Below are 19,210 nucleotides of genomic sequence, written 5' to 3' on the forward strand. Positions count from 1 at the left end.
GGAGAATGTCATGAATCCTAATCTTTTTAGAAGCGTCGAGTTTTATCAGAGACGTTACCATAACTATGCGACAATGTTAATTATACCTCTTTCATTACTATTTACTTTCATCTTGATTTTCTCCCTTGTTGCCACAAAAGAAATTACTGTTACTTCCCAAGGAGAAATCGCCCCTACAAGTGTCATTGCATCCATTCAGTCAACCAGTGATAATCCTATCCTTGCTAATCATTTAGTGGCAAATCAAGTAGTTGAAAAAGGTGACTTACTCATCAAATACTCTGAAACAATGGAAGAAAGTCAGAAAACTGCCTTAGAAACTCAATTACAAAGACTTGAGAAGCAAAAAGAAGGACTTGGAATTTTGAAACAAAGCTTAGAAAAAGCGACTGATCTTTTTTCTGGCGAGGATGAATTTGGCTACCATAATACCTTTAGGAATTTTACTAAACAAGCTCATGATATTGAACTGGGTATCACAAAGACTAACACTGAGGTTTCAAATCAAGCTAATCTTGCCAATAGCAGTTCATCAGCCATCGAACAAGAAATTACAAAAGTTCAACAACAAATTGGAGAATATCGAGAATTGAGAGATACTATCATAAATAAAAGGGCTCGCTTACCAACTGGCAATCCGCACCAGTCAATTTTGAATCGTTATCTTGTAGCCTCACAAGGACAAACACAAGGAACTGCAGAGGAGCCATTTTTATCTCAAATTAATCAAAGTATTGCAGGTCTTGAATCATCTATCGCAAGCCTCAAAATTCAGCAAGCTGGTATCGGAAGTGTAGCAACTTATGATAATAGTTTAGCAACCAAAATTGAAGTACTCCGCACTCAGTTTTTACAGACAGCTTCTCAGCAACAACTAACCGTGGAGAACCAATTAACAGAATTAAAAGTACAGCTAGATCAAGCGACACAGCGCTTAGAAAACAATACCTTAACCGCCCCAAATAAAGGTATCGTTCATCTGAACAGCGAATTTGAAGGTAAAAATAGAATTCCAACTGGTACAGAAATTGCTCAAATATTCCCTGTCATCACAGATACAAGAGAAGTACTAATCACTTACTACGTATCTTCTGACTATCTACCTCTACTAGATAAAGGACAAACTGTAAGATTAAAACTGGAGAAGATTGGAAATCACGGCATTACCATCATCGGCCAACTTCAGACAATTGACCAAACTCCTACCAGAACAGAGCAAGGTAATCTCTTTAAATTAACCGCTCTTGCAAAACTATCTAATGAGGATAGTAAACTTATCCAATATGGCTTACAAGGTCGCGTCACTAGTGTAACTGCAAAGAAAACATATTTTGATTATTTCAAAGATAAAATTTTAACCCATTCTGATTAATTTTCAGATAACACTCTATAACTATTTATTATCTTATCAAAAAGGAGAATCATAACATGGATAAGAAACAAAACCTAACTTCATTTCAAAAACTAACAACTACTGAACTCAACCAGATTACAGGTGGAGGATGGTGGGAAGAACTCTTACATGAAACAATTTTAGGTAAATTTAAAATCACAAAAGCACTTGAACTACCTATTCAGCTATAAAAATAAGACCGAGAAACAAGCACTCTCGGTCTTATTTTTTATCATTCTGTATGTATTATAGTAAACACCTGACGAAATACTTGATTTTGGCAGGTGGTATTTAGACTGGTATTGGGATGGCTTTCCACAAGCTTCATGACGGTATAGAGACCAACTCCTCTATCCTCCCCTTTAGAACTGGCTCCAAAGGAGAAGATTTCAGAAATATCTATGCTCTCTTTTTTGATGGAGTTTTCAATGATAAAGGTCTCCTGTGCTCCATTTTTAAAAAAGGCAATTGAAACATGAGGTTGACTAGTCTCTGCACTGGCTTCAATAGCATTATCACAAAGGATAGACACAATGGTTAGAAAATCAAGTAGGCTCATCCCCTCAACCTGAATCTCCTCAGGAACTTCAACATTAAAGACAATGTTCTTTTCTCTAGCTTTTAGAAATTTCCCTGCTAGGAGACTTTTGAGGGCGCGGTCCCGAACATTCAACAATCGCCCAAGGTCATATTTATTGTCCTGCAATTTCTGACTGGAATCTTTTAAGACGGAGCCGTAGACCTCTTTTATCTGCTCCATATCCTCCTCTTCAATACCCAGACGTAAACTAGTCAAGAGGTTGGTGTAGTCATGGCGAAAACTCCGTACTTCCTTGTAAAGCTCCTCTATATGCCGACTATAGCGTTCCATATCTCTATAGCGCAAGGCCTGCTCTTGGTCCAATCTCTCATGGAGTTTGTCCTTCAAATAGGTATCTAATTTCTTGATAACCCCCATAAAAAAGAGGAGGTAAAACACTAGAATCAGATGGCGAACAGTCTTTGATTGAATACCTTGTTCATATTCAAGGTAAGATAGACTTTGCATCACTAGATAATAAGACCCCATTACCCAGTTAATCTTAGTAAGAGACTTTTGAAAACCTTTATCGAGAAACTCCTTTCTCAATCTAGTGAAATCATAGTCTAACCATTTCAAAAAGACTAAAACTATGAAGCAAACGAATATCATAATCAATACAAAGATAGGATTGCCATCCCCATCTACAATTCCTTGCCCCAAAAATGGAAGCACAAAATAGGAAACACCTCTGTAAAAGAGCTCTACTAATATCATTGGGAAGAGACCATAAAAAATAAGGATTTTTTTAGGAAGCCCTCTTAACAATAAGAAAGATAGACCTATACCGAACAAAGGTTCTATAAAATAGGACAAATATTCACTTACATCCAAAAATTGAAAAGTCGCAAAAATGGCTCCTAGAAGAAATTTCAGAAGAAAAGCTTTGAAAATCCTCTCAAAAGTGAGACCAATTCCATCTACCTTAAAGAAAATGACAATTTCTAGTCCATTAATAACAAGCGTATACAACAATATCCAAGCAACAGCCATAATTTCTCCTTAATCAGTGTAAGTTATTGATAGCTTCAGACACTTTCCTGACCTTATAACGCGCGATTAGACAGCTTCCACCATTGGGAAAGAAAAGCAGTTTTTCTTTCTTATCTAAATGCACCACATTTGCTGGATTGATAAGAAAAGAGCGATGGCACTGCAGGAGACGAGGCTCCTGCTTGAGAATCTCCTCTAAACTCGCTGTAAATTCCAGTCTGTCCGTCTCGGTATAGAGAATAACATGATGAGATTTTGGGGACGTTTCGAGATAGTAAACCTCTTTAAAAGGATACTGGAATTGAGCAAATTTTGATTTAAAATAAAAGCAATCTTCCGCCAGACTTTTACTGTCTTGACCATTGGCATAGAGGAGGGCTGTCTCGATACGAGATTCAAACTTCTCTGCCGAAAGGGCCTTATCAATATAGTCCAAAGCAGACACTTGGTAGCGAAAGGACAGGGGCATAAACTCCGAGTGAGTCGTCACAAAGACGATCAGGGCATATGGATCCCGATCTCGAATCTTTCTAGCCACTTCTAGCCCCTTCATCTCCTCGTTTCGAATCTCAATATCCAAAAAGAATAGCTGATGTGCGCCCTTCTCATGCACCTCTGCCAGTAGCTGGTCTGGCTTACCAAAGACCTCAAAAGAGCTGGGAATGATATGATGTTCTTTCAAAAGTTTCTCAATCGTCGTTTCAATCCTAGTCTGTTGGGAAAAATCATCTTCCAAAACAAATATTCTCATCTTCCTACTCTCCTTCTTTCAACCATTTTTGACGAATTTCTCTATAGCGACGTCTGGCATACTTGACAGCGTATTGACCTTCTTCTCCGAGAAAAAGGATTCTTTCTTGAAAATCAATCGATTTCACTTTATCAAGATTGACCAAACAATTTCGATGACATCTCATCAAGGTTTTCCCATATTGGTTCTCAAGATCACTTAAATTTTGAACCATATTAAAACTAGCTTCTTCTGTAACAATCTGTACAGTATGGGCTTTAGTTGGATGTGTTTGGATATAGTAGACATCGTCGATGTTTACTTTATAAACTGTTTTCTGTGTCTGAATAATCATATGTTTCATTGGATTCTCCTCCTAAGAAAAGAATAACAGAAAAGTTCTCACACAAGCGCACCCAATCCTAAACAGTCTTTGAAAACTCCTAAAAGGACTATTTTTCTACAACATCATGACGAGCTTACAACTATTTTATCATAAAATTCACTCAGCGCAATTCAAGACATTTCAAGGACAATTAAAGATTTGAAGGTGAAAAAGGAGATAAAAGTGATAGACTAACAGTATCAAAACACAGTTGCTAGAAACAAGACTGGCACCCAGATTAAAGGAGGAATTCTCATGACAGATACAGACCCTATCAAAAGAGCTCAGACTTTGATTAGTGACTTAAACAAAGCCTACCAAGCATGCAAACAGGCAACCGCTGACGATGTCCGCTTTCAAGAGCAATTAGACTCTATTCTTGGTTTTCTAGCCAAGGCTGAGACAGTGGATAATCGATTCTTGATTGAACTGGAAAAATTTTACCAGACTTCCAGTCTTCTCATGGGACTCAGCGCTCTTGATCCAGATGCTCCAACTCGCGCTGCTTGGCGAGCCTATGACCGCTTCCACTTTGACCAAGTCAAGACCAAGTTGAGTCTCTACGGACCAACCATTATCTTGTAGAAAATAAAAGAAGTTGAGACAAACTGAACTCAACTTCTTTTTTAGTGTCATATAAGCATCTTAGTCCTGCATCTGACGTTTTACCTGATAAGGTAGGTACAAGACTAGTAAAACCAAACCAGCTCCTAGCAAGGCTAGAAGGGCTAGTTTTTCTTGGAAGGTAATCAGCCCAACAACTAATTCCACCAGTAAAACAAAACTGGTCAACCCTCGGACTACAGCCTGCAAGCCTTTTTCCTTTTGCCCCTTGTCCAGTGGAAAGAGTTGGGTCAAATACTGGTAGTCAAAGGCGTGATAGAGAGCCAGCAACTGGAAGAGCAAGAGGTAGTTAAAGAGAACTACCACTGCTGTCGCAATCCAAGCTTGCTCGATAAAGACCTGCGCCAGTATGGAAAGCAAGAGAAGACGAAGACTGAGGGCAAAGAGGTCTCCATTTCGCAGATAAGAACGCAGATAGAGATTTTGCCAAATCTTCCCAGGCGCCTTCTGAACGGCCTTTAGGATAAAGTCCAGATAGACACGACGCTTGACGCTGTTTGAAATTCCCTTGACCTGCGTAAAAAGGGCAAAGAAACGAAGCAAAACTTGCTTACGCTTGCTTTCTTGGGAAATGACATAGTCCCAGTCCAGTCCAGTTTCCGTGAAAAATTTACTAGCCTTTTGACGAAAGAGGAAATATTTACCTACTCCCAATAAAAGCACATAGACCAGAAAAACAGGCAAACCATAACCCATGGCTAAAAATAAGGGCGCAAATAACAGCAAGAAAAGAGTCTGGACAAAGAGCCAAAAGGCTAGGGAAATGCCAGTTTGACGCTTGAGATGGAGTTTGATTTCCTCTTCTCCGACCAAGAGAAAGAGCTTGTCTGGAGCCTCCATATAGGTGGCAATTCCTCCCCAAAGCAAAAGTAAAACAGAGGTAATTCCTACAAATAAAAGGATAGGCCAATGATTTTCAGGAAAATGTTGCAAGAGTTGACTGTACTGGTAGGCTAGAAAACCCAGCAGGACTAGCAGGAACAAGACAAAGTGATCATTGAGAACATAGCGCAAATAACCAAGACACTCCTTACGAAAAGCCTGCTTTCTCTTTAAAAACAAGTCTTTCATAGCTCCTCCTCTTTGGTCAGAGCCAAGTAGATATCATTCAAACTAGCCTCAGGCATACCAAAGGCTTCGCGCAGTTGCAGGAGATTTCCCTTAGCACGCACCTCACCCTTGTGGAGAATGACAAAGGCATCACACATCTTCTCCGCCGAATCCAGCACGTGGGTACTCATGAGAATGGACTTGCCCTTTTGCTTTTCCACTTCCAAAAGCTGAATCAAGTCCGCAATAGCCAGCGGATCAAGACCAAGGAAAGGCTCATCCACGATAAAGAGACTTGGATCCACCACAAAAGCACAGATAATCATGACCTTCTGCTTCATCCCTTTTGAAAAATGAACAGGGAACCAGTCTAATTTCTGATCCAGACGAAACATTTTCAACAAAGGTTCCACTCGCTCAAAAGCCACTTTTTGCTCAATACCATACGCCATGGCAACCGTTTCGATATGCTCTCTGAGGGTTAATTCCTCATACAGGCTAGGCGTTTCTGGAATGTAGCCAATTTGCTTGCGGTAACTTGTCGCATCTTCTTGCAGGGTCAAGCCATTGATATTGATAGAACCACTATAAGGTGTCAACAGACCGATAATCTCATTAATAGTCGTCGATTTACCAGCACCATTGAGACCAATCAAACCAACCAACTGCCCGCTTTCAACAGTAAAGGACACATCTTTCAAGACAGGAACATGAACATAGCCACCTGTCAGGTTTTTAATTTCTAACATATTTTCTCCAAATCTGGTATAATGTAGCTATATTATATCAAAATTCAATACAGTAGAGGTAGATTTTATGTCAGATTGCATTTTTTGTAAAATCATTGCAGGGGAAATTCCTGCTTCAAAAGTATATGAAGATGAGCAGGTTCTTGCCTTTCTTGATATCTCTCAAGTAACACCAGGACACACCTTGGTCGTACCAAAAGAGCACTATCGCAATCTTTTGGAAATGGACGCCACTAGCGCCAGCCAACTCTTTGCCCAAGTGCCAACAATTGCTCAAAAAGTCATGAAAGCTACCAAGGCTGCTGGCATGAATATCATTGCCAACTGTGAAGAAATCGCAGGGCAAACCGTCTTTCATACCCACGTTCACCTCGTGCCTCGTTACAGTGTGGACGATGACCTCAAGATTGATTTTATCGCCCACGAACCAGACTTTGACAAACTCGCTCAAGTCGCTGAAACCATCAAAAACGCCTAAGGAGTTGCCATGAAATTATCTAATCTACTGCTATTTGCAGGAGCTGCAGCTGGAAGTTATCTGGTCACAAAAAATCGCCAAACCATCACAGATGAAGTCTTGAATACCACTGACCGCGTTCAAGCTATCAAGGACGATGTAGATATTATCCAAAATAGCCTGCAAATCATCGACCAACAAAAAGAACTCATCAAGGAATACCAAGAAGACCTAACGTACAAGTTTAAGGTCTTGGAAAAGGATATCCAGACTAGACTAGCTGTGATTAAAGAAACACAGGAAATCGAAGATAAGTAAAAAGAGCCCAACGGCTCTTTTTTAAAAGGTAAACAAGTTATATCCCATCAACTATACATCATAATTTAGGCAACTCATACTCAATAAAAATCAAAGAGCAAACTAGAAAGCTAGGCGCAGGCTGCTCAAAACATCGTTTTGAGGTTGTGGATAGAACTGACGAATTCAGTAACATATATACGACAAGCCGACGCTGACGTGGTTTGAAGAGATTTTTGAAGAGTATTATTCACCATTTCATAACTAAATTGAAGACTTTCCCAGGCTTTCCGCCGTAATGAAAACACCTGAAACAGCTTGGTTTCAGGTGTCCGGAAACTTTGAGACCTAGGCTCAAAGTTTAGGTATAGAACTTCAAAGAAGGTCGCTACCGTCCGTCATTACTTAGAAAAGTCTTAAAAAATCTATAAAGTAAAAAGAGCCCGACAGCTCTTTTTGCTTTATTCTCCTTCAAAGGCATCTTTAATATGGTCAAAGAATCCCTTTTTCTTTGGATTGACTTTCAAATCACCAGCAGCTGCGAATTCTTTAAGCGCTGCTTTTTGGCGGTCGTTCAAGCCTGTCGGTGTTACGACATTAACGGTAACATATTGGTCACCAACTGCACCACCACGAAGACTCGGAGCTCCTTTGCCACGTAGGCGGAATTTCTTACCAGTCTGAGTCCCCTCTGGGATAACCAATTCAACATCACCGTGAACAGTTGGAATATCTACTGTGTCACCAAGAGCTGCTTGGACAAAGTTGAGGTTGAGATTGTAGAAGATAGTAGTTCCTTCACGTTCAAACTTATCGCTGGCTTCCACAGAAACAACCACGTACAAGTCACCATAAGATCCACCGTTAAATCCAGCTTCACCTTGACCAGCTAGGCGAATTTGTTGACCAGTTTCCACACCAGCAGGAATTTTGACATGTACGCTATGATCTTGTTTTTCATGCCCTGTTCCGTGACATGTTGTACATGGATCTTTGATTTCTTTTCCGCGACCATGACAGACATCACAGGTTACTTGACGACGCATCATACCAAGCGGAGTCTGCGTATCGACGTTAATGACACCAGCACCATGACAGCGTCCACAAGTGACTGGACTGGTTCCTGGCTTAGCACCTGAGCCATTACATGTACGACAGCTTGCTTCACGGTTGTATTTAACTTCTTTTTCAGCTCCAAAAATAGCTTCTTCAAAGGTCAAGTTCACACGATACTGGAGGTCATCCCCTTGGCGAGGAGCATTTGGATTGCGTGAAGCACCGCCTCCGCCGAAGAAACTTGAGAAAATGTCCTCAAAACCACCGAAGCCACCTGCCCCATTGAAACCGCCAGCTCCACCACCGAAGCCTCCAAATCCACCATTGGCGCCTGCAGCACCATATTGGTCATAGGCAGCCCGTTTTTGGTCGTCACTCAAAGTCTCATAGGCTTCTTGAACTTCCTTGTACTTTTCCTCAGCACCAGGCTCCTTATTGATATCTGGGTGATATTTTTTCGAAAGCTTACGATAAGCCTTTTTGATCTCGTCTGCCGAAGCGTTTTTTGACACCCCCAGACGATCATAAAATTCAGTATTGTTCATACAAGATACCAAGACCGTAAAATTCGACTGAAAAATAGGAAATCTGACGCTGGAGCGATGCTCCTAGACAGATTTATCTTTTTTCCGAGAATTTAGGTCGGGTTCAATTCCTTTCTGTTATATTAAGTAAGAAATTTGGGAACCCGTGTTCAATTCCCTGAACACATTTGTTCCTTTCTTTCATATTGATGAGACAAAACCCAAACAAATGATATTCCGTCCCTTTTTATCGAAAAACAGAGGCTGGGTTGCAACCTCTGCAAATAAGTAAATTAACTTTATTTTGATTTTAAATATCCTATAAGTACAGAAATATTTATATATTTTTGTCTCTTCTTAGTATTTGCTATAAAATTCCAATAGATTAGAAGGAATACACCGACAACCCAAATCATGCCCATTATAAACGATATTATAAATTCTGGTTTTTGTATGGTTGCTGATACTAGTGCTGATACTAGCGCTGACAACAATACTGAAGTAACAAAATTCCTTACCGCTTCATCATTTTTGACACAATTCTCATGTTCAGCTAATATAATTTCTCTATATCTAGCCAAATATACTGCTGGAATATTATCTATAAAATCTTTTGCAGATTCATAACTATCAGCTTTATCACAAAAATCATTATAAAGTTTTCGTGTACTTTTTAGATACTCTTCTGTTAATACACTCATCTTATTTTTCCGTAAACTCTCCGTCTACGACGTCATCGCCTGCGTTTCCTGTTGCTTGTGCACCTTCTGCTCCTGCTTGAGCTTGTTGGGCTGCTGCTGCTTGTTCGTAGAGTTTAACAGCAAGTCCTTGAGCTTTTTCGTTCAATGCTTCAAGTTTTGCTTTCATGTCGTCCAAGTTGTTGTCTTCTTGCGCCTTCTTAAGGTCATCAAGGGCAGCTTGGGCAGCGTCGCGTTCTGCGTCGAAGCCTTTGCCTTCAGTTTCCTTGATAGTCTTTTCAGTCGCAAAGATTGCTTGGTCTACTTCGTTACGAAGGTCCACTTCTTCTTTACGTTTCTTATCTGCTTCAGCGTTTGCTTCTGCATCTTTCATCATGCGGTCGATTTCTTCGTCAGTCAAACCAGAGTTCGATTGGATCACAATTGTTTGTTCTTTTTGAGTTCCAAGGTCTTTGGCCTTAACAGATACGATACCGTTCTTGTCAATGTCAAATGTTACTTCGATTTGAGGAATTCCACGAGGTGCAGCTGGGATGTCTGTCAATTGGAAGCGTCCAAGAGTCTTGTTATCTGCTGCCATTGGTCGTTCACCTTGAAGAACGTGGATATCAACGGCTGGTTGGTTGTCTGCCGCAGTTGAGAAGACTTGTGATTTAGATGTTGGAATTGTTGTGTTACGGTCGATGAGTTTTGTGAAGACACCACCCATTGTTTCGATACCAAGTGACAATGGTGTTACATCAAGAAGGACAACGTCTTTGACATCACCAGTGATGACACCACCTTGGATAGCAGCGCCCATGGCAACTACTTCATCAGGGTTTACTGATTTGTTTGGTTCTTTACCAGTTTCAGCTTTAACAGCTTCTACAACGGCTGGGATACGAGTTGAACCACCAACAAGGATCACTTCGTCGATTTCTGACAAGCTCAAACCTGCATCTGAAAGGGCTTGACGAACTGGAACTTTTGTACGTTCTACAAGGTCACGAGTCAAATCGTCAAATTTCGCACGAGTCAAGGTCATTTCCAAGTGAAGAGGTCCAGCTTCACCAGCAGTGATGAATGGTAAGCTGATTTGTGTTGAAGTTACACCAGAAAGGTCTTTCTTCGCTTTTTCAGCTGCATCTTTCAAACGTTGCATTGCCATCTTGTCAGTAGACAAGTCAATACCGTTTTCTTTCTTGAATTCTGCTACCAAGTAGTCAATGATTTTTTGGTCAAAGTCGTCACCACCAAGTTTGTTGTCCCCTGCAGTTGACAATACATCGAAGACACCGTCACCCAATTCAAGGATAGATACGTCGAATGTACCACCACCAAGGTCAAATACCAAGATTTTTTCTTCTTTGTCAGTCTTGTCCAAACCGTAAGCAAGGGCTGCTGCTGTTGGTTCGTTGACGATACGTTCTACTTCAAGACCAGCGATTTTACCAGCGTCTTTTGTTGCTTGACGTTGAGCATCGTTAAAGTAAGCTGGAACTGTAATAACTGCTTTGGTTACTTTTTCACCAAGGTAGTCTTCAGCGTAGCCTTTCAAGTATTGAAGGATCATAGCTGAGATTTCTTGTGGAGTGTATTCTTTTCCGTTTGCAGAAACTTTTTCAGAAGTTCCCATCTTAGATTTGATAGAGATGACTGTATCTGGGTTTGTAACTGCTTGACGTTTTGCAGCATCACCAACGATAATTTCGCCGTTTTTGAATGAGACTACAGATGGAGTTGTGCGGTTTCCTTCTGGGTTTGCGATGATTTTTGATTCAGTTCCTTCAAGAACTGCTACTGCTGAGTTTGTTGTACCTAAGTCAATACCGATAATTTTAGACATGTGTTTTTCTCCTTGTTAGTTAATTTTCTTTTTTTATATTTCCCTTAAGTGGTGGGGACGTGAGCAACTCCCTTCGGGATTTCATCACTTATTTTTGAGCCTATTGTCTCAAAAATCCCCTATTTCAGTAGCAAAAGCTACTGAAACTTTTACCACGGCGGGAAATATCTTCCTTGCAAGCCTCCGGCTTGCCTCTTATCTTTCTTCATAGTTTATTGTCGTTTCGGACAAGTTTTCTATTATGTAAATTGCGACACGAGAAGTCGAAATCGATTTTATTTCGACGACGAGTTAATAAGGAGGCTAGGCAAATGCCATAGCGATTGCCATTTTCTGACGAGTTGCTTTAGCTACCGTCAGAATTGCCGAATCGAACACGCCCTAAGCTCTGAGTAAAAAAGATAGATTTTCTTGTGTTCATCGAACACTTCGTCAATCTCCTATTTTTACTGTGAGCTTTTTACGGGCTTTGTATCTTAGTTATACACCACTACCATTGCTGGGCGTAGGATGCGGTCATGGAGTTTGTAGCCTTTTTGGAAAACTTGGGCGATGGTATCTGCTGGGTGTTCATCGTCTGCTGGGAGAGTTTGGATGGCCATATGATAGTTATGGTCAAATTCGCCGTCAGCTGCGATTTCTTCGATTCCTTCTTCTTTCAAAGCGTGAATCAAGCTTTCTTGAACCATCTCCAATCCTTTTTTGACATCATCTGTCAAACCTTCAACTGCGAGTGCACGCTCAAGATTGTCGAGTGATGGCAAGATTGCTTTTGCTAAGTCCTGGCTACGATAACGTTGCAAGTTTTGACGCTCTTCATTGGCACGGCGTTGGATATTTTGCATTTCCGCATGAGCGCGAAGGTATTTATTTTCGAACTCATCTGCACGTTCATTTGCCAAATCCAACTCATATTTCTCAGGAGTTGTTTCTTCTACCGTTTCCACAACTTCCTCTTCTTGGACTTCTTCTACTTCTTCATTTTTTATATCTTGGGCCATTTTCGCCTCCTTTAATGATTTCAATCTTAATGTACTTCGTAATGATTACTGCTGAGGTAGCGGTAAAAATCTGTCAACTTCATGGTCAAAACACGGTTGACTACGTTGACTTGGTTGATTAGCTGTTGGTAATCCAGATTGACTGGACCGATAATGGCTAGAATTCCAACTCCCCGATAAGGAATGAGGAACTTGCTACTAATCACCGCTAGGTCTGCTAGACAGGACTCTTGACTGTCTGCAACACGGACATTTTGCATCTGATCTTCACGCAACCCCTCACGAATCTCCAGAGCCACCTTTTGCGGTTGGTCAAAGAACTGATAAGCTGCCAGATTGGCAAAATTCAAGAGATTGACCTTGCCCGCCACCACAATGTTTTCGTTGAACATCTCCTTAAAGATATGTTCAAAGAGATCAATCACATTATCCGTTGTTGTAAAGTAACGCTGGATAATCTGCGGAATCTCCGTCCGAATCTTGTAGTGAATATCTAGAACGGTGTGCCCGAGGAAACGTTCCTGAATGATACTCTTCAGTTTCAGCAAATCTTCCTGCAAGAAGTTCCTTGGAATCAGAAACTGACTGGTAACCGTTCGCGACTCGTCTAGGGTGAATACTGCCAAGGCTGTATGTTGCCCCAAAACAACGATATCAAAGGCTGTCAAACGTTGCCTGCTCGGCTCAACATCCAGTGCCACTACCGTACAGCCACTCAGGTCTGTCAGTAGATTAGCAGCTTCTTGCAGAATATCCTCCAGTTTGAAGAATTCCTGATCAAAGGCTTTGACAATCTCATATACCTCATTTTCAGCCAGTTGATCAAAATCCAGTGAGTGTTTTACATAGTACTGAAAACCAGCAATACTTGGCATCCGACCGCTTGAAGTATGAGCCTTTTCAAGCAAACCTTGCTTTTCTAGAGCCGCCATGTCATTACGAATGGTTGCACTGCTAGAGTTAATAGACTCTTGCAAGGCTTTGGATCCGACAGGTTCGTGCGTTTTGGTAAAGATGTCAATAATCAGATTTAAAATATCCTGCTGACGCTCTGTAACCATCTCATCACTCCTCTCTGTCTGATAAATTAGCACTCGATACGTTCAAGTGCTAACTTATGATTCTATTATACACCCTTAGAAGAGAATGTCAAGATAAAAATTCAAAAAATTAGCACTCTTTTATCAAGAGTGCTAAAAATCAGTCTGAAGACCTAGAACCCTACCTTCCATCTACTCGGTATTTACTTTTTAGTCTGAAATAACCATAGATTAGATAAGAAATCATAAAGGCATATAGAGCAAAAATAACAAAGAAAGATTGCGACAGTTCTTCTCGAAACAAACTCATACAAACAACAAAACCTCCTAAGAAAGTAGCTGCACATGAACGAAGTCTATATCGCATAACTTCCCACCTGAGATTATTACTCATATAGACTTGATCCTCTGAAAGTATATCAGAAGCCAATTTACGAAGAATCGAACAAAAACCTGCTCCTATCAATTCCCAACCTCTATTTCTAAAATCTTGCAGTTCATGCTTATATTTTTTAAGAAATCTAGAATCATAGATACGGTAGATGACATCGTCTGGTTGACATTGGTCAAGATAGAACAAACCAAAACGACCCGTTCTATATCTCCAACCTTTCAAATGCATCTCATGCAAATACTCTTCTTCCTTGTCCAAATCAACAATGGTGAAAATCCGAAATTCTACTCTGCTATTCATTGTCTTACCCCAAAATTAGAAAACATGCCTGGTGTTATTTATTAGATAATTCTTTCCACTTTTGACTCAATCTCCAAAAAATATAAGAAATCTGAACCGCAAAAACTATCAATAAAACCCAATCTATTATGAAAATCAAAAATACTTCCCAACTGAAAGAACTAGCTCCACTGACAAACTTTGAGAAAACCGGTAGTAGAGCTAAAAAGAGAAGCAAAATAGGAAGCATCCGCCTCGTTAAAATCCGTTTGGCATAAAAAAATCTTTATTTAAACGAAAATATTATGGCAAAATTTACGCCAGTTTTTGAACGGCTGATGTAGATATTTTATACTTTCAAAATGTTTAAATGTGATTATTTATTTTTGAAAAATAGCTCACCAGCCCGACTGAAAGTGCTTATAGAATGATAATAAGTCGCCTGCCGAAAACAGTGAAAAATAGCGGTGTTATGCGGAGATAATCTGACGCGATGCGAAAATATATTGCATACTTATTTTCAACAATTTAGCAGAGTATTTTTATAAGTGTGATATAATAGAAGTATAATTTGTTCTGATAGTTTATTTTATGGAGAAGTAGATTTTTAGAATGCGGAGGGTTCAATATGGTTGAGTTTATAAAGTCTAAGAAAGAAATGAGTGAGGAGGATATTAAAGCAAATTTCATCACTCCTGCTATTGTAGCCAAAGGATGGAAAAATGGTGAGCATATCGCTTACGAAGAATACTTCACTGATGGTCGAATTGAAGTTAGAGGAGATAAGGCTCGTCGTAAAGAAGGAAAAAAATCAGACTATTCACTGTATTACCAATTTGGAACTCGAATTGCAATTGTTGAGGCAAAGGATAATAAACACAGCGTTCGAGCAGGATTACAACAAGCTATTGAATATGGAGAGATTTTAGATGTTCCATTTGTTTATTCTTCGAATGGTGATGGCTTTATTGAACACGACCGTATCACGAGAGAAGAACGTGAGCTGGAGTTAGACGAATTCCCTACTCGTGAAGAATTATTTTCTCGTATGACGAAGGAAAAAGGATTGACGTACGAAATTACAGAAGCTATCTCAACTCCATACTATACAGACGCCTTCTCAATGAAAACGCCACGCTATTATCAGCAAATAGCTATCAACCGTACTATTGAAACAGTTGCCAGAGGACAAAAACGAGTAATGTTTGTGATGGCAACAGGAACGGGGAAAACGTTCATGGCTTTTCAAATTATTCATCGCCTTCGAAAAGCTGGTTTGGCTAAACGAGTTTTATTCTTAGCAGATAGAAACATCTTAGTAGACCAAACGATGGCTGAAGACTTTAGGCCATTCGAAAAGGTAATGACGAAAATTACACCAAAACTTTTGACTGCTCCTGAAAAATTAAATTCTTTTGAAATTTATCTAGGGCTTTATCAGCAACTAACTGGTGAAGATGGAACTGAAACACATTATCAAAAATTTGACAAAGACTTCTTTGATTTAATCGTAATTGATGAAGCGCACCGTGGTTCAGCTAAGGAAGACAGTAACTGGCGTAAGGTGATTAATTATTTCAGTTCTGCGACACAGATTGGGATGACCGCTACTCCTAAAGAAACCAAGAATGCTTCCAATACGGAATACTTTGGTGAGCCAATCTATACTTATAGTTTAAAACAGGGAATCGAGGATGGTTTTTTGGCTCCATATCGTGTTATGAGGGTTAATTTAGATGTGGATGTGGATGGTTATCGTCCAGAAACTGGAAAAGTTGATGCTAACGGACAATTAATAGAAGATAGGTACTACGGCAGGAAAGATTTTGACAAAACCATTGTCATTGATGATAGAACGCAAAGAGTTGCCAAGTTTGTTTCTGATTATATGAAGCAAAACAATGCACGATTTGATAAAACAATTGTTTTTTGTATTGATATTGACCATGCCGAGCGAATGCGTGCTGCACTTGTAAAAGAGAATCTAGACTTAGTCCAAGAAGACTATCGTTATGTCATGCAAGTAACTGGTGACAACGCTGAAGGAAAAGCTCAACTGGATAACTTTATGGATGTCAATTCTAATTTTCCCGCTATTGTAACAACGTCTAAATTATTAACGACAGGAGTTAATGCTAAAACATGTCGTTTGATTGTTTTAGACTCTAATATCCAATCCATGACTGAATTTAAACAAATTATTGGTCGTGGCACACGTCTTTATCCTCAAAAGGGGAAAGAATTTTTTACGATTATTGATTTTCGAAATGTTACCAATTTGTTTGCTGACCCTGATTTTGATGGTGAACCAGTGAAGGTTCTGGAAACGGGCGCAAAAACAAACAATGGTACTACACCTGGTTTTGTAAACGAAGGTGGTGACCCAGTAGAAAAATATATCGTTACAGACAAGCAGGTTACCATTCTTAATTCTACTGTTCAAGTATTGGATGAAAACGGGAAACTGATTACCGAAAGCCTGACCGACTACACTCGGAAGAATATCTTAGGTAGCTACGCCACTTTGAACGATTTTATCACAGTTTGGCATACGGCGGATAAAAAGAAGCTTATCTTAGACGAACTTTATAAAAAAGGAGTTTATCTAGATGCTATTCGAGAGTCGGAGGGAATATCAGAACAAGAAATCGATGATTTTGATTTACTCCTAAAACTTGCCTATGGTCAAAAAGAATTAACCAAAACGGAACGTATCAATAAACTCAAACAAAGCGGATATTTATATAAATATAGTGAGGAAGCGCGTGCTGTTTTGGAAATTTTACTGGACAAATACATGGATAAAGGTATTGGAGAACTCGAAAGCATTGAAACATTAAAACTTCCAGAATTTCAGATATATGGTGGAACCTTCAAAATCATCAATACTTATTTTGGAGATAAAAAACGATATTTACAAGCAATTAAAGAATTGGAGAAAGAGCTATTTACAGTAGCTTAATGAAAGGAAAGTATGTCAATTACATCATTTGTAAAAAGAATTCAAGATATCACTCGAAACGATGCTGGTGTTAATGGTGATGCTCAACGTATTGAGCAAATGTCTTGGTTATTATTCTTAAAAATTTATGATAGCCGTGAAATGGTTTGGGAATTAGAAGAAGACGAGTATGAGTCAATTATCCCAGAGGAATTAAAATGGCGGAATTGGGCTCATGCTCAAAATGGAGAGCGGGTATTGACAGGCGATGAATTACTTGATTTTGTCAATAACAAGTTATTCAAAGAGTTGAAAGAGCTTGAAATAACTTCAAATATGCCTATTCGAAAAACGATTGTTAAATCAGCTTTTGAAGATGCGAACAACTATATGAAAAATGGCGTCTTGTTACGCCAAGTCATCAATGTTATTGATGAAGTTGATTTCAATAGCCCTGAAGATCGTCATTCGTTTAATGATATTTACGAAAAAATTCTTAAAGATATTCAAAATGCTGGAAATTCAGGAGAATTTTATACGCCACGTGCAGCGACTGATTTTATTGCCGAAGTTCTTAACCCAAAACTTGGAGAATCAATGGCAGACCTTGCTTGCGGAACAGGAGGCTTCTTGACTTCGACTCTGAACCGTTTAAGTAGTCAACGTAAAACTAGTGAAGATACCAAAAAATATAATACAGCTGTTTTTGGTATTGAAAAGAAAGCATTTCCTCATCTTTTAGCAGTTACAAATCTGTTTCTTCACGAAATTGATGACCCTAAAATTGTTCATGGAAATACTTTGGAGAAAAATGTTCGTGAATATACGGATGATGAAAAATTTGACATTATTATGATGAATCCACCTTTTGGAGGGTCAGAATTAGAAACAATAAAAAATAACTTTCCAGCAGAATTACGGAGTTCTGAAACAGCTGATTTATTTATGGCTGTCATTATGTATCGTTTGAAAGAAAATGGTCGTGTTGGAGTTATTTTACCTGATGGTTTTCTATTTGGTGAAGGTGTAAAAACTCGCTTGAAACAAAAACTGGTAGATGAGTTCAACTTGCATACGATTATTAGGTTGCCTCATAGTGTCTTTGCACCGTATACAGGAATCCATACGAACATTCTTTTCTTTGATAAAACAAAGAAAACAGAAGAAACTTGGTTTTATCGTTTAGATATGCCAGATGGTTATAAAAATTTCTCGAAAACTAAGCCGATGAAGTCAGAACACTTCAATCCTGTTCGTGACTGGTGGGAAAATCGTGAAGAGATTCTGGAAGGTAAGTTCTACAAATCTAAATCATTTACACCTAGTGAATTGGCTGAGTTGAATTATAATTTAGACCAGTGTGGCTTTCCAAAAGAGGAAGAGGAAATCTTAAATCCCTTTGAGTTGATTCAGAATTATCAAGCGGAAAGAGCAACTTTAAATCATAAGATTGATAATGTATTAGCTGATATTTTGCAGTTGTTGGAGGACAAATAATGACACCAGAACAACTTAAAGCAAGTATTCTCCAAAGAGCGATGGAAGGGAAATTAGTGCCGCAAAATCCCAATGACGAACCTGCAAGTGAATTATTAAAGAGAATTAAAGCTGAAAAAGAAAAACTTATCAGTGAAGGAAAAATCAAACGAGATAAAAAGGAAACTGAGATATTTCGTGGTGATGATGGGAAACATTATGGGAAGTTTGCTGATGGAAGTACTCAAGAAATTGATGTTCCTTATGATATTCCTGATACTTGGGAGTGGGTGAGGTTTTCTACATTGGTTGAAATTGTCAGAGGTGGCTCTCCACGACCAATCAAAGATTATCTTACTTACGAAGTAGATGGAATAAATTGGATAAAAATAGGTGATACTGAAAAGGGTGAAAAGTATATAAATAATGTTAAAGAAAAAATCAAAAAATCAGGGCTTAACAAAACTAGATTTGTAAAAAAAGGTACATTTTTGTTAACTAATTCTATGAGTTTTGGTAGACCTTATATTTTGAATGTTGATGGTGCAATACACGATGGATGGTTGGCTATTTCGAACTATGAAAACTCATTAAATAGAGATTACCTATTCTATATTCTTTCATCAAATGTAGTTTATTCTCAATTTTTATCTCTAATTAGTGGAGCTGTTGTGAAAAACTTGAATAGTGATAAAGTTGCTTCTATTCTAATCCC

19 protein-coding genes are annotated in these 19,210 nt (G+C 39.1%); 8 read left to right on the plus strand and 11 right to left on the minus strand.

What is annotated here, in order from left to right:
- Nucleotides 1-10 precede the first annotated feature (10 nt).
- Both HT708_RS05470 and blpC read left to right on the plus strand, forming a co-directional pair.
- A complete protein-coding gene (locus HT708_RS05470; protein WP_172926088.1) occupies nucleotides 11-1,372 on the plus strand; it encodes a bacteriocin secretion accessory protein in 1,362 nt (453 codons plus the stop codon).
- A 56-nt stretch (nucleotides 1,373-1,428) separates the two neighbouring features.
- Complete coding sequence (gene blpC / locus HT708_RS05475; RefSeq protein WP_000358818.1) at nucleotides 1,429-1,584, plus strand: quorum-sensing system pheromone BlpC; 156 nt, start codon at nucleotides 1,429-1,431, stop codon at nucleotides 1,582-1,584.
- A 41-nt stretch (nucleotides 1,585-1,625) separates the two neighbouring features.
- Here the strand turns inward: blpC and HT708_RS05480 are convergent, their stop codons facing one another.
- From HT708_RS05480 to HT708_RS05490, 3 genes are read right to left on the minus strand one after another with little or no spacing between them, the layout of a single operon-like run.
- Entirely contained in the window at nucleotides 1,626-2,966 is a 1,341-nt protein-coding gene (locus HT708_RS05480) for a sensor histidine kinase (RefSeq protein ID WP_000257455.1), read from the minus strand.
- Between the two features lie 13 nt (nucleotides 2,967-2,979).
- Nucleotides 2,980-3,717: a LytTR family DNA-binding domain-containing protein gene (locus HT708_RS05485; RefSeq protein ID WP_001219132.1), complete on the minus strand. Its 738-nt coding sequence runs from the start codon at nucleotides 3,715-3,717 to the stop codon at nucleotides 2,980-2,982.
- Nucleotides 3,718-3,721: 4 nt separating this feature from the next.
- Nucleotides 3,722-4,060 carry a LytTR family DNA-binding domain-containing protein gene (locus HT708_RS05490; protein WP_000682128.1) on the minus strand — a complete coding sequence of 113 codons (339 nt, stop codon included), beginning with the start codon at nucleotides 4,058-4,060 and terminating at the stop codon, nucleotides 3,722-3,724.
- 276 nt (nucleotides 4,061-4,336) lie between these two features.
- On the opposite strand from HT708_RS05490, the gene HT708_RS05495 reads away from it, so the two are divergent.
- Entirely contained in the window at nucleotides 4,337-4,666 is a 330-nt protein-coding gene (locus HT708_RS05495; protein ID WP_172926089.1) for a helicase BlpT, read from the plus strand.
- A 60-nt stretch (nucleotides 4,667-4,726) separates the two neighbouring features.
- Here HT708_RS05495 and HT708_RS05500 read toward each other — a convergent pair whose 3' ends face one another.
- Both HT708_RS05500 and HT708_RS05505 read right to left on the minus strand, forming a co-directional pair.
- The gene (locus HT708_RS05500; protein ID WP_172926090.1) at nucleotides 4,727-5,776 is read right to left on the minus strand and encodes an ABC transporter permease; all 1,050 of its coding nucleotides are present in this window, start codon (nucleotides 5,774-5,776) and stop codon (nucleotides 4,727-4,729) included.
- Nucleotides 5,773-6,504 carry an ABC transporter ATP-binding protein gene (locus HT708_RS05505; protein WP_172926091.1) on the minus strand — a complete coding sequence of 244 codons (732 nt, stop codon included), beginning with the start codon at nucleotides 6,502-6,504 and terminating at the stop codon, nucleotides 5,773-5,775. Before HT708_RS05505 ends, HT708_RS05500 begins: the two co-directional genes overlap by 4 nt.
- A 67-nt stretch (nucleotides 6,505-6,571) precedes the next feature.
- Here HT708_RS05505 and HT708_RS05510 point away from each other — a divergent pair, with 67 nt between their 5' ends.
- Nucleotides 6,572-6,982: an HIT family protein gene (locus tag HT708_RS05510; protein ID WP_050082483.1), complete on the plus strand. Its 411-nt coding sequence runs from the start codon at nucleotides 6,572-6,574 to the stop codon at nucleotides 6,980-6,982.
- A 9-nt stretch (nucleotides 6,983-6,991) separates the two neighbouring features.
- Entirely contained in the window at nucleotides 6,992-7,279 is a 288-nt protein-coding gene (locus HT708_RS05515) for a hypothetical protein (protein WP_000777754.1), read from the plus strand.
- 440 nt (nucleotides 7,280-7,719) lie between these two features.
- Here HT708_RS05515 and dnaJ read toward each other — a convergent pair whose 3' ends face one another.
- From dnaJ to HT708_RS05545, 6 genes are all read right to left on the minus strand, one after another.
- Nucleotides 7,720-8,859 (minus strand): molecular chaperone DnaJ, encoded by a 1,140-nt coding sequence (dnaJ, locus tag HT708_RS05520; protein ID WP_172926092.1) that lies wholly within the window; start codon nucleotides 8,857-8,859, stop codon nucleotides 7,720-7,722.
- 278 nt (nucleotides 8,860-9,137) lie between these two features.
- Entirely contained in the window at nucleotides 9,138-9,539 is a 402-nt protein-coding gene (locus HT708_RS05525; protein ID WP_054393183.1) for a hypothetical protein, read from the minus strand.
- 1 nt (nucleotide 9,540) lies between these two features.
- Nucleotides 9,541-11,364 carry a molecular chaperone DnaK gene (dnaK, locus tag HT708_RS05530; protein ID WP_049493655.1) on the minus strand — a complete coding sequence of 608 codons (1,824 nt, stop codon included), beginning with the start codon at nucleotides 11,362-11,364 and terminating at the stop codon, nucleotides 9,541-9,543.
- A 476-nt stretch (nucleotides 11,365-11,840) separates the two neighbouring features.
- A complete protein-coding gene (gene grpE / locus HT708_RS05535) occupies nucleotides 11,841-12,365 on the minus strand; it encodes a nucleotide exchange factor GrpE (RefSeq protein ID WP_054393182.1) in 525 nt (174 codons plus the stop codon).
- A gap of 26 nt (nucleotides 12,366-12,391) precedes the next feature.
- The gene (gene hrcA / locus HT708_RS05540) at nucleotides 12,392-13,426 is read right to left on the minus strand and encodes a heat-inducible transcriptional repressor HrcA (RefSeq protein WP_054393181.1); all 1,035 of its coding nucleotides are present in this window, start codon (nucleotides 13,424-13,426) and stop codon (nucleotides 12,392-12,394) included.
- A 160-nt stretch (nucleotides 13,427-13,586) separates the two neighbouring features.
- Entirely contained in the window at nucleotides 13,587-14,099 is a 513-nt protein-coding gene (locus HT708_RS05545; RefSeq protein WP_054393179.1) for a DUF2812 domain-containing protein, read from the minus strand.
- A 607-nt stretch (nucleotides 14,100-14,706) separates the two neighbouring features.
- Here HT708_RS05545 and HT708_RS05550 point away from each other — a divergent pair.
- The 3 genes from HT708_RS05550 to HT708_RS05560 form a co-directional block, all read left to right on the plus strand.
- The gene (locus HT708_RS05550; protein WP_172926093.1) at nucleotides 14,707-17,040 is read left to right on the plus strand and encodes a DEAD/DEAH box helicase family protein; all 2,334 of its coding nucleotides are present in this window, start codon (nucleotides 14,707-14,709) and stop codon (nucleotides 17,038-17,040) included.
- Nucleotides 17,041-17,052: 12 nt separating this feature from the next.
- On the plus strand, nucleotides 17,053-18,516 hold the full coding sequence (locus tag HT708_RS05555; protein ID WP_016397115.1) for a class I SAM-dependent DNA methyltransferase: 1,464 nt from the start codon (nucleotides 17,053-17,055) through the stop codon (nucleotides 18,514-18,516).
- Nucleotides 18,516-19,210: restriction endonuclease subunit S (locus HT708_RS05560; RefSeq protein ID WP_172926094.1), on the plus strand; the 695-nt coding region annotated here is incomplete at its 3' end. The genes HT708_RS05555 and HT708_RS05560, both read left to right, overlap by 1 nt.

Origin of the sequence: Streptococcus sp. 3613, assembly GCF_013277375.1 — a bacterium.
Taxonomy (GTDB): Bacteria; Bacillota; Bacilli; order Lactobacillales; family Streptococcaceae; genus Streptococcus; species Streptococcus pseudopneumoniae.

Coding starts and splice junctions, on each gene's coding strand:
- HT708_RS05495 (WP_172926089.1), top strand. CDS start 4,337: ATGACAGATACAGACCCTATCAAAAGAGCTCAGACTTTGATTAGTGAC.
- HT708_RS05505 (WP_172926091.1), bottom strand. CDS start 6,504: ATGTTAGAAATTAAAAACCTGACAGGTGGCTATGTTCATGTTCCTGTC.
- HT708_RS05515 (WP_000777754.1), top strand. CDS start 6,992: ATGAAATTATCTAATCTACTGCTATTTGCAGGAGCTGCAGCTGGAAGT.
- blpC (WP_000358818.1), top strand. CDS start 1,429: ATGGATAAGAAACAAAACCTAACTTCATTTCAAAAACTAACAACTACT.
- dnaK (WP_049493655.1), bottom strand. CDS start 11,364: ATGTCTAAAATTATCGGTATTGACTTAGGTACAACAAACTCAGCAGTA.
- HT708_RS05500 (WP_172926090.1), bottom strand. CDS start 5,776: ATGAAAGACTTGTTTTTAAAGAGAAAGCAGGCTTTTCGTAAGGAGTGT.
- hrcA (WP_054393181.1), bottom strand. CDS start 13,426: ATGGTTACAGAGCGTCAGCAGGATATTTTAAATCTGATTATTGACATC.
- grpE (WP_054393182.1), bottom strand. CDS start 12,365: ATGGCCCAAGATATAAAAAATGAAGAAGTAGAAGAAGTCCAAGAAGAG.
- HT708_RS05550 (WP_172926093.1), top strand. CDS start 14,707: ATGGTTGAGTTTATAAAGTCTAAGAAAGAAATGAGTGAGGAGGATATT.
- HT708_RS05480 (WP_000257455.1), bottom strand. CDS start 2,966: ATGGCTGTTGCTTGGATATTGTTGTATACGCTTGTTATTAATGGACTA.
- HT708_RS05485 (WP_001219132.1), bottom strand. CDS start 3,717: ATGAGAATATTTGTTTTGGAAGATGATTTTTCCCAACAGACTAGGATT.
- HT708_RS05490 (WP_000682128.1), bottom strand. CDS start 4,060: ATGAAACATATGATTATTCAGACACAGAAAACAGTTTATAAAGTAAAC.
- HT708_RS05470 (WP_172926088.1), top strand. CDS start 11: ATGAATCCTAATCTTTTTAGAAGCGTCGAGTTTTATCAGAGACGTTAC.
- HT708_RS05545 (WP_054393179.1), bottom strand. CDS start 14,099: ATGAATAGCAGAGTAGAATTTCGGATTTTCACCATTGTTGATTTGGAC.
- dnaJ (WP_172926092.1), bottom strand. CDS start 8,859: ATGAACAATACTGAATTTTATGATCGTCTGGGGGTGTCAAAAAACGCT.
- HT708_RS05525 (WP_054393183.1), bottom strand. CDS start 9,539: ATGAGTGTATTAACAGAAGAGTATCTAAAAAGTACACGAAAACTTTAT.
- HT708_RS05510 (WP_050082483.1), top strand. CDS start 6,572: ATGTCAGATTGCATTTTTTGTAAAATCATTGCAGGGGAAATTCCTGCT.
- HT708_RS05555 (WP_016397115.1), top strand. CDS start 17,053: ATGTCAATTACATCATTTGTAAAAAGAATTCAAGATATCACTCGAAAC.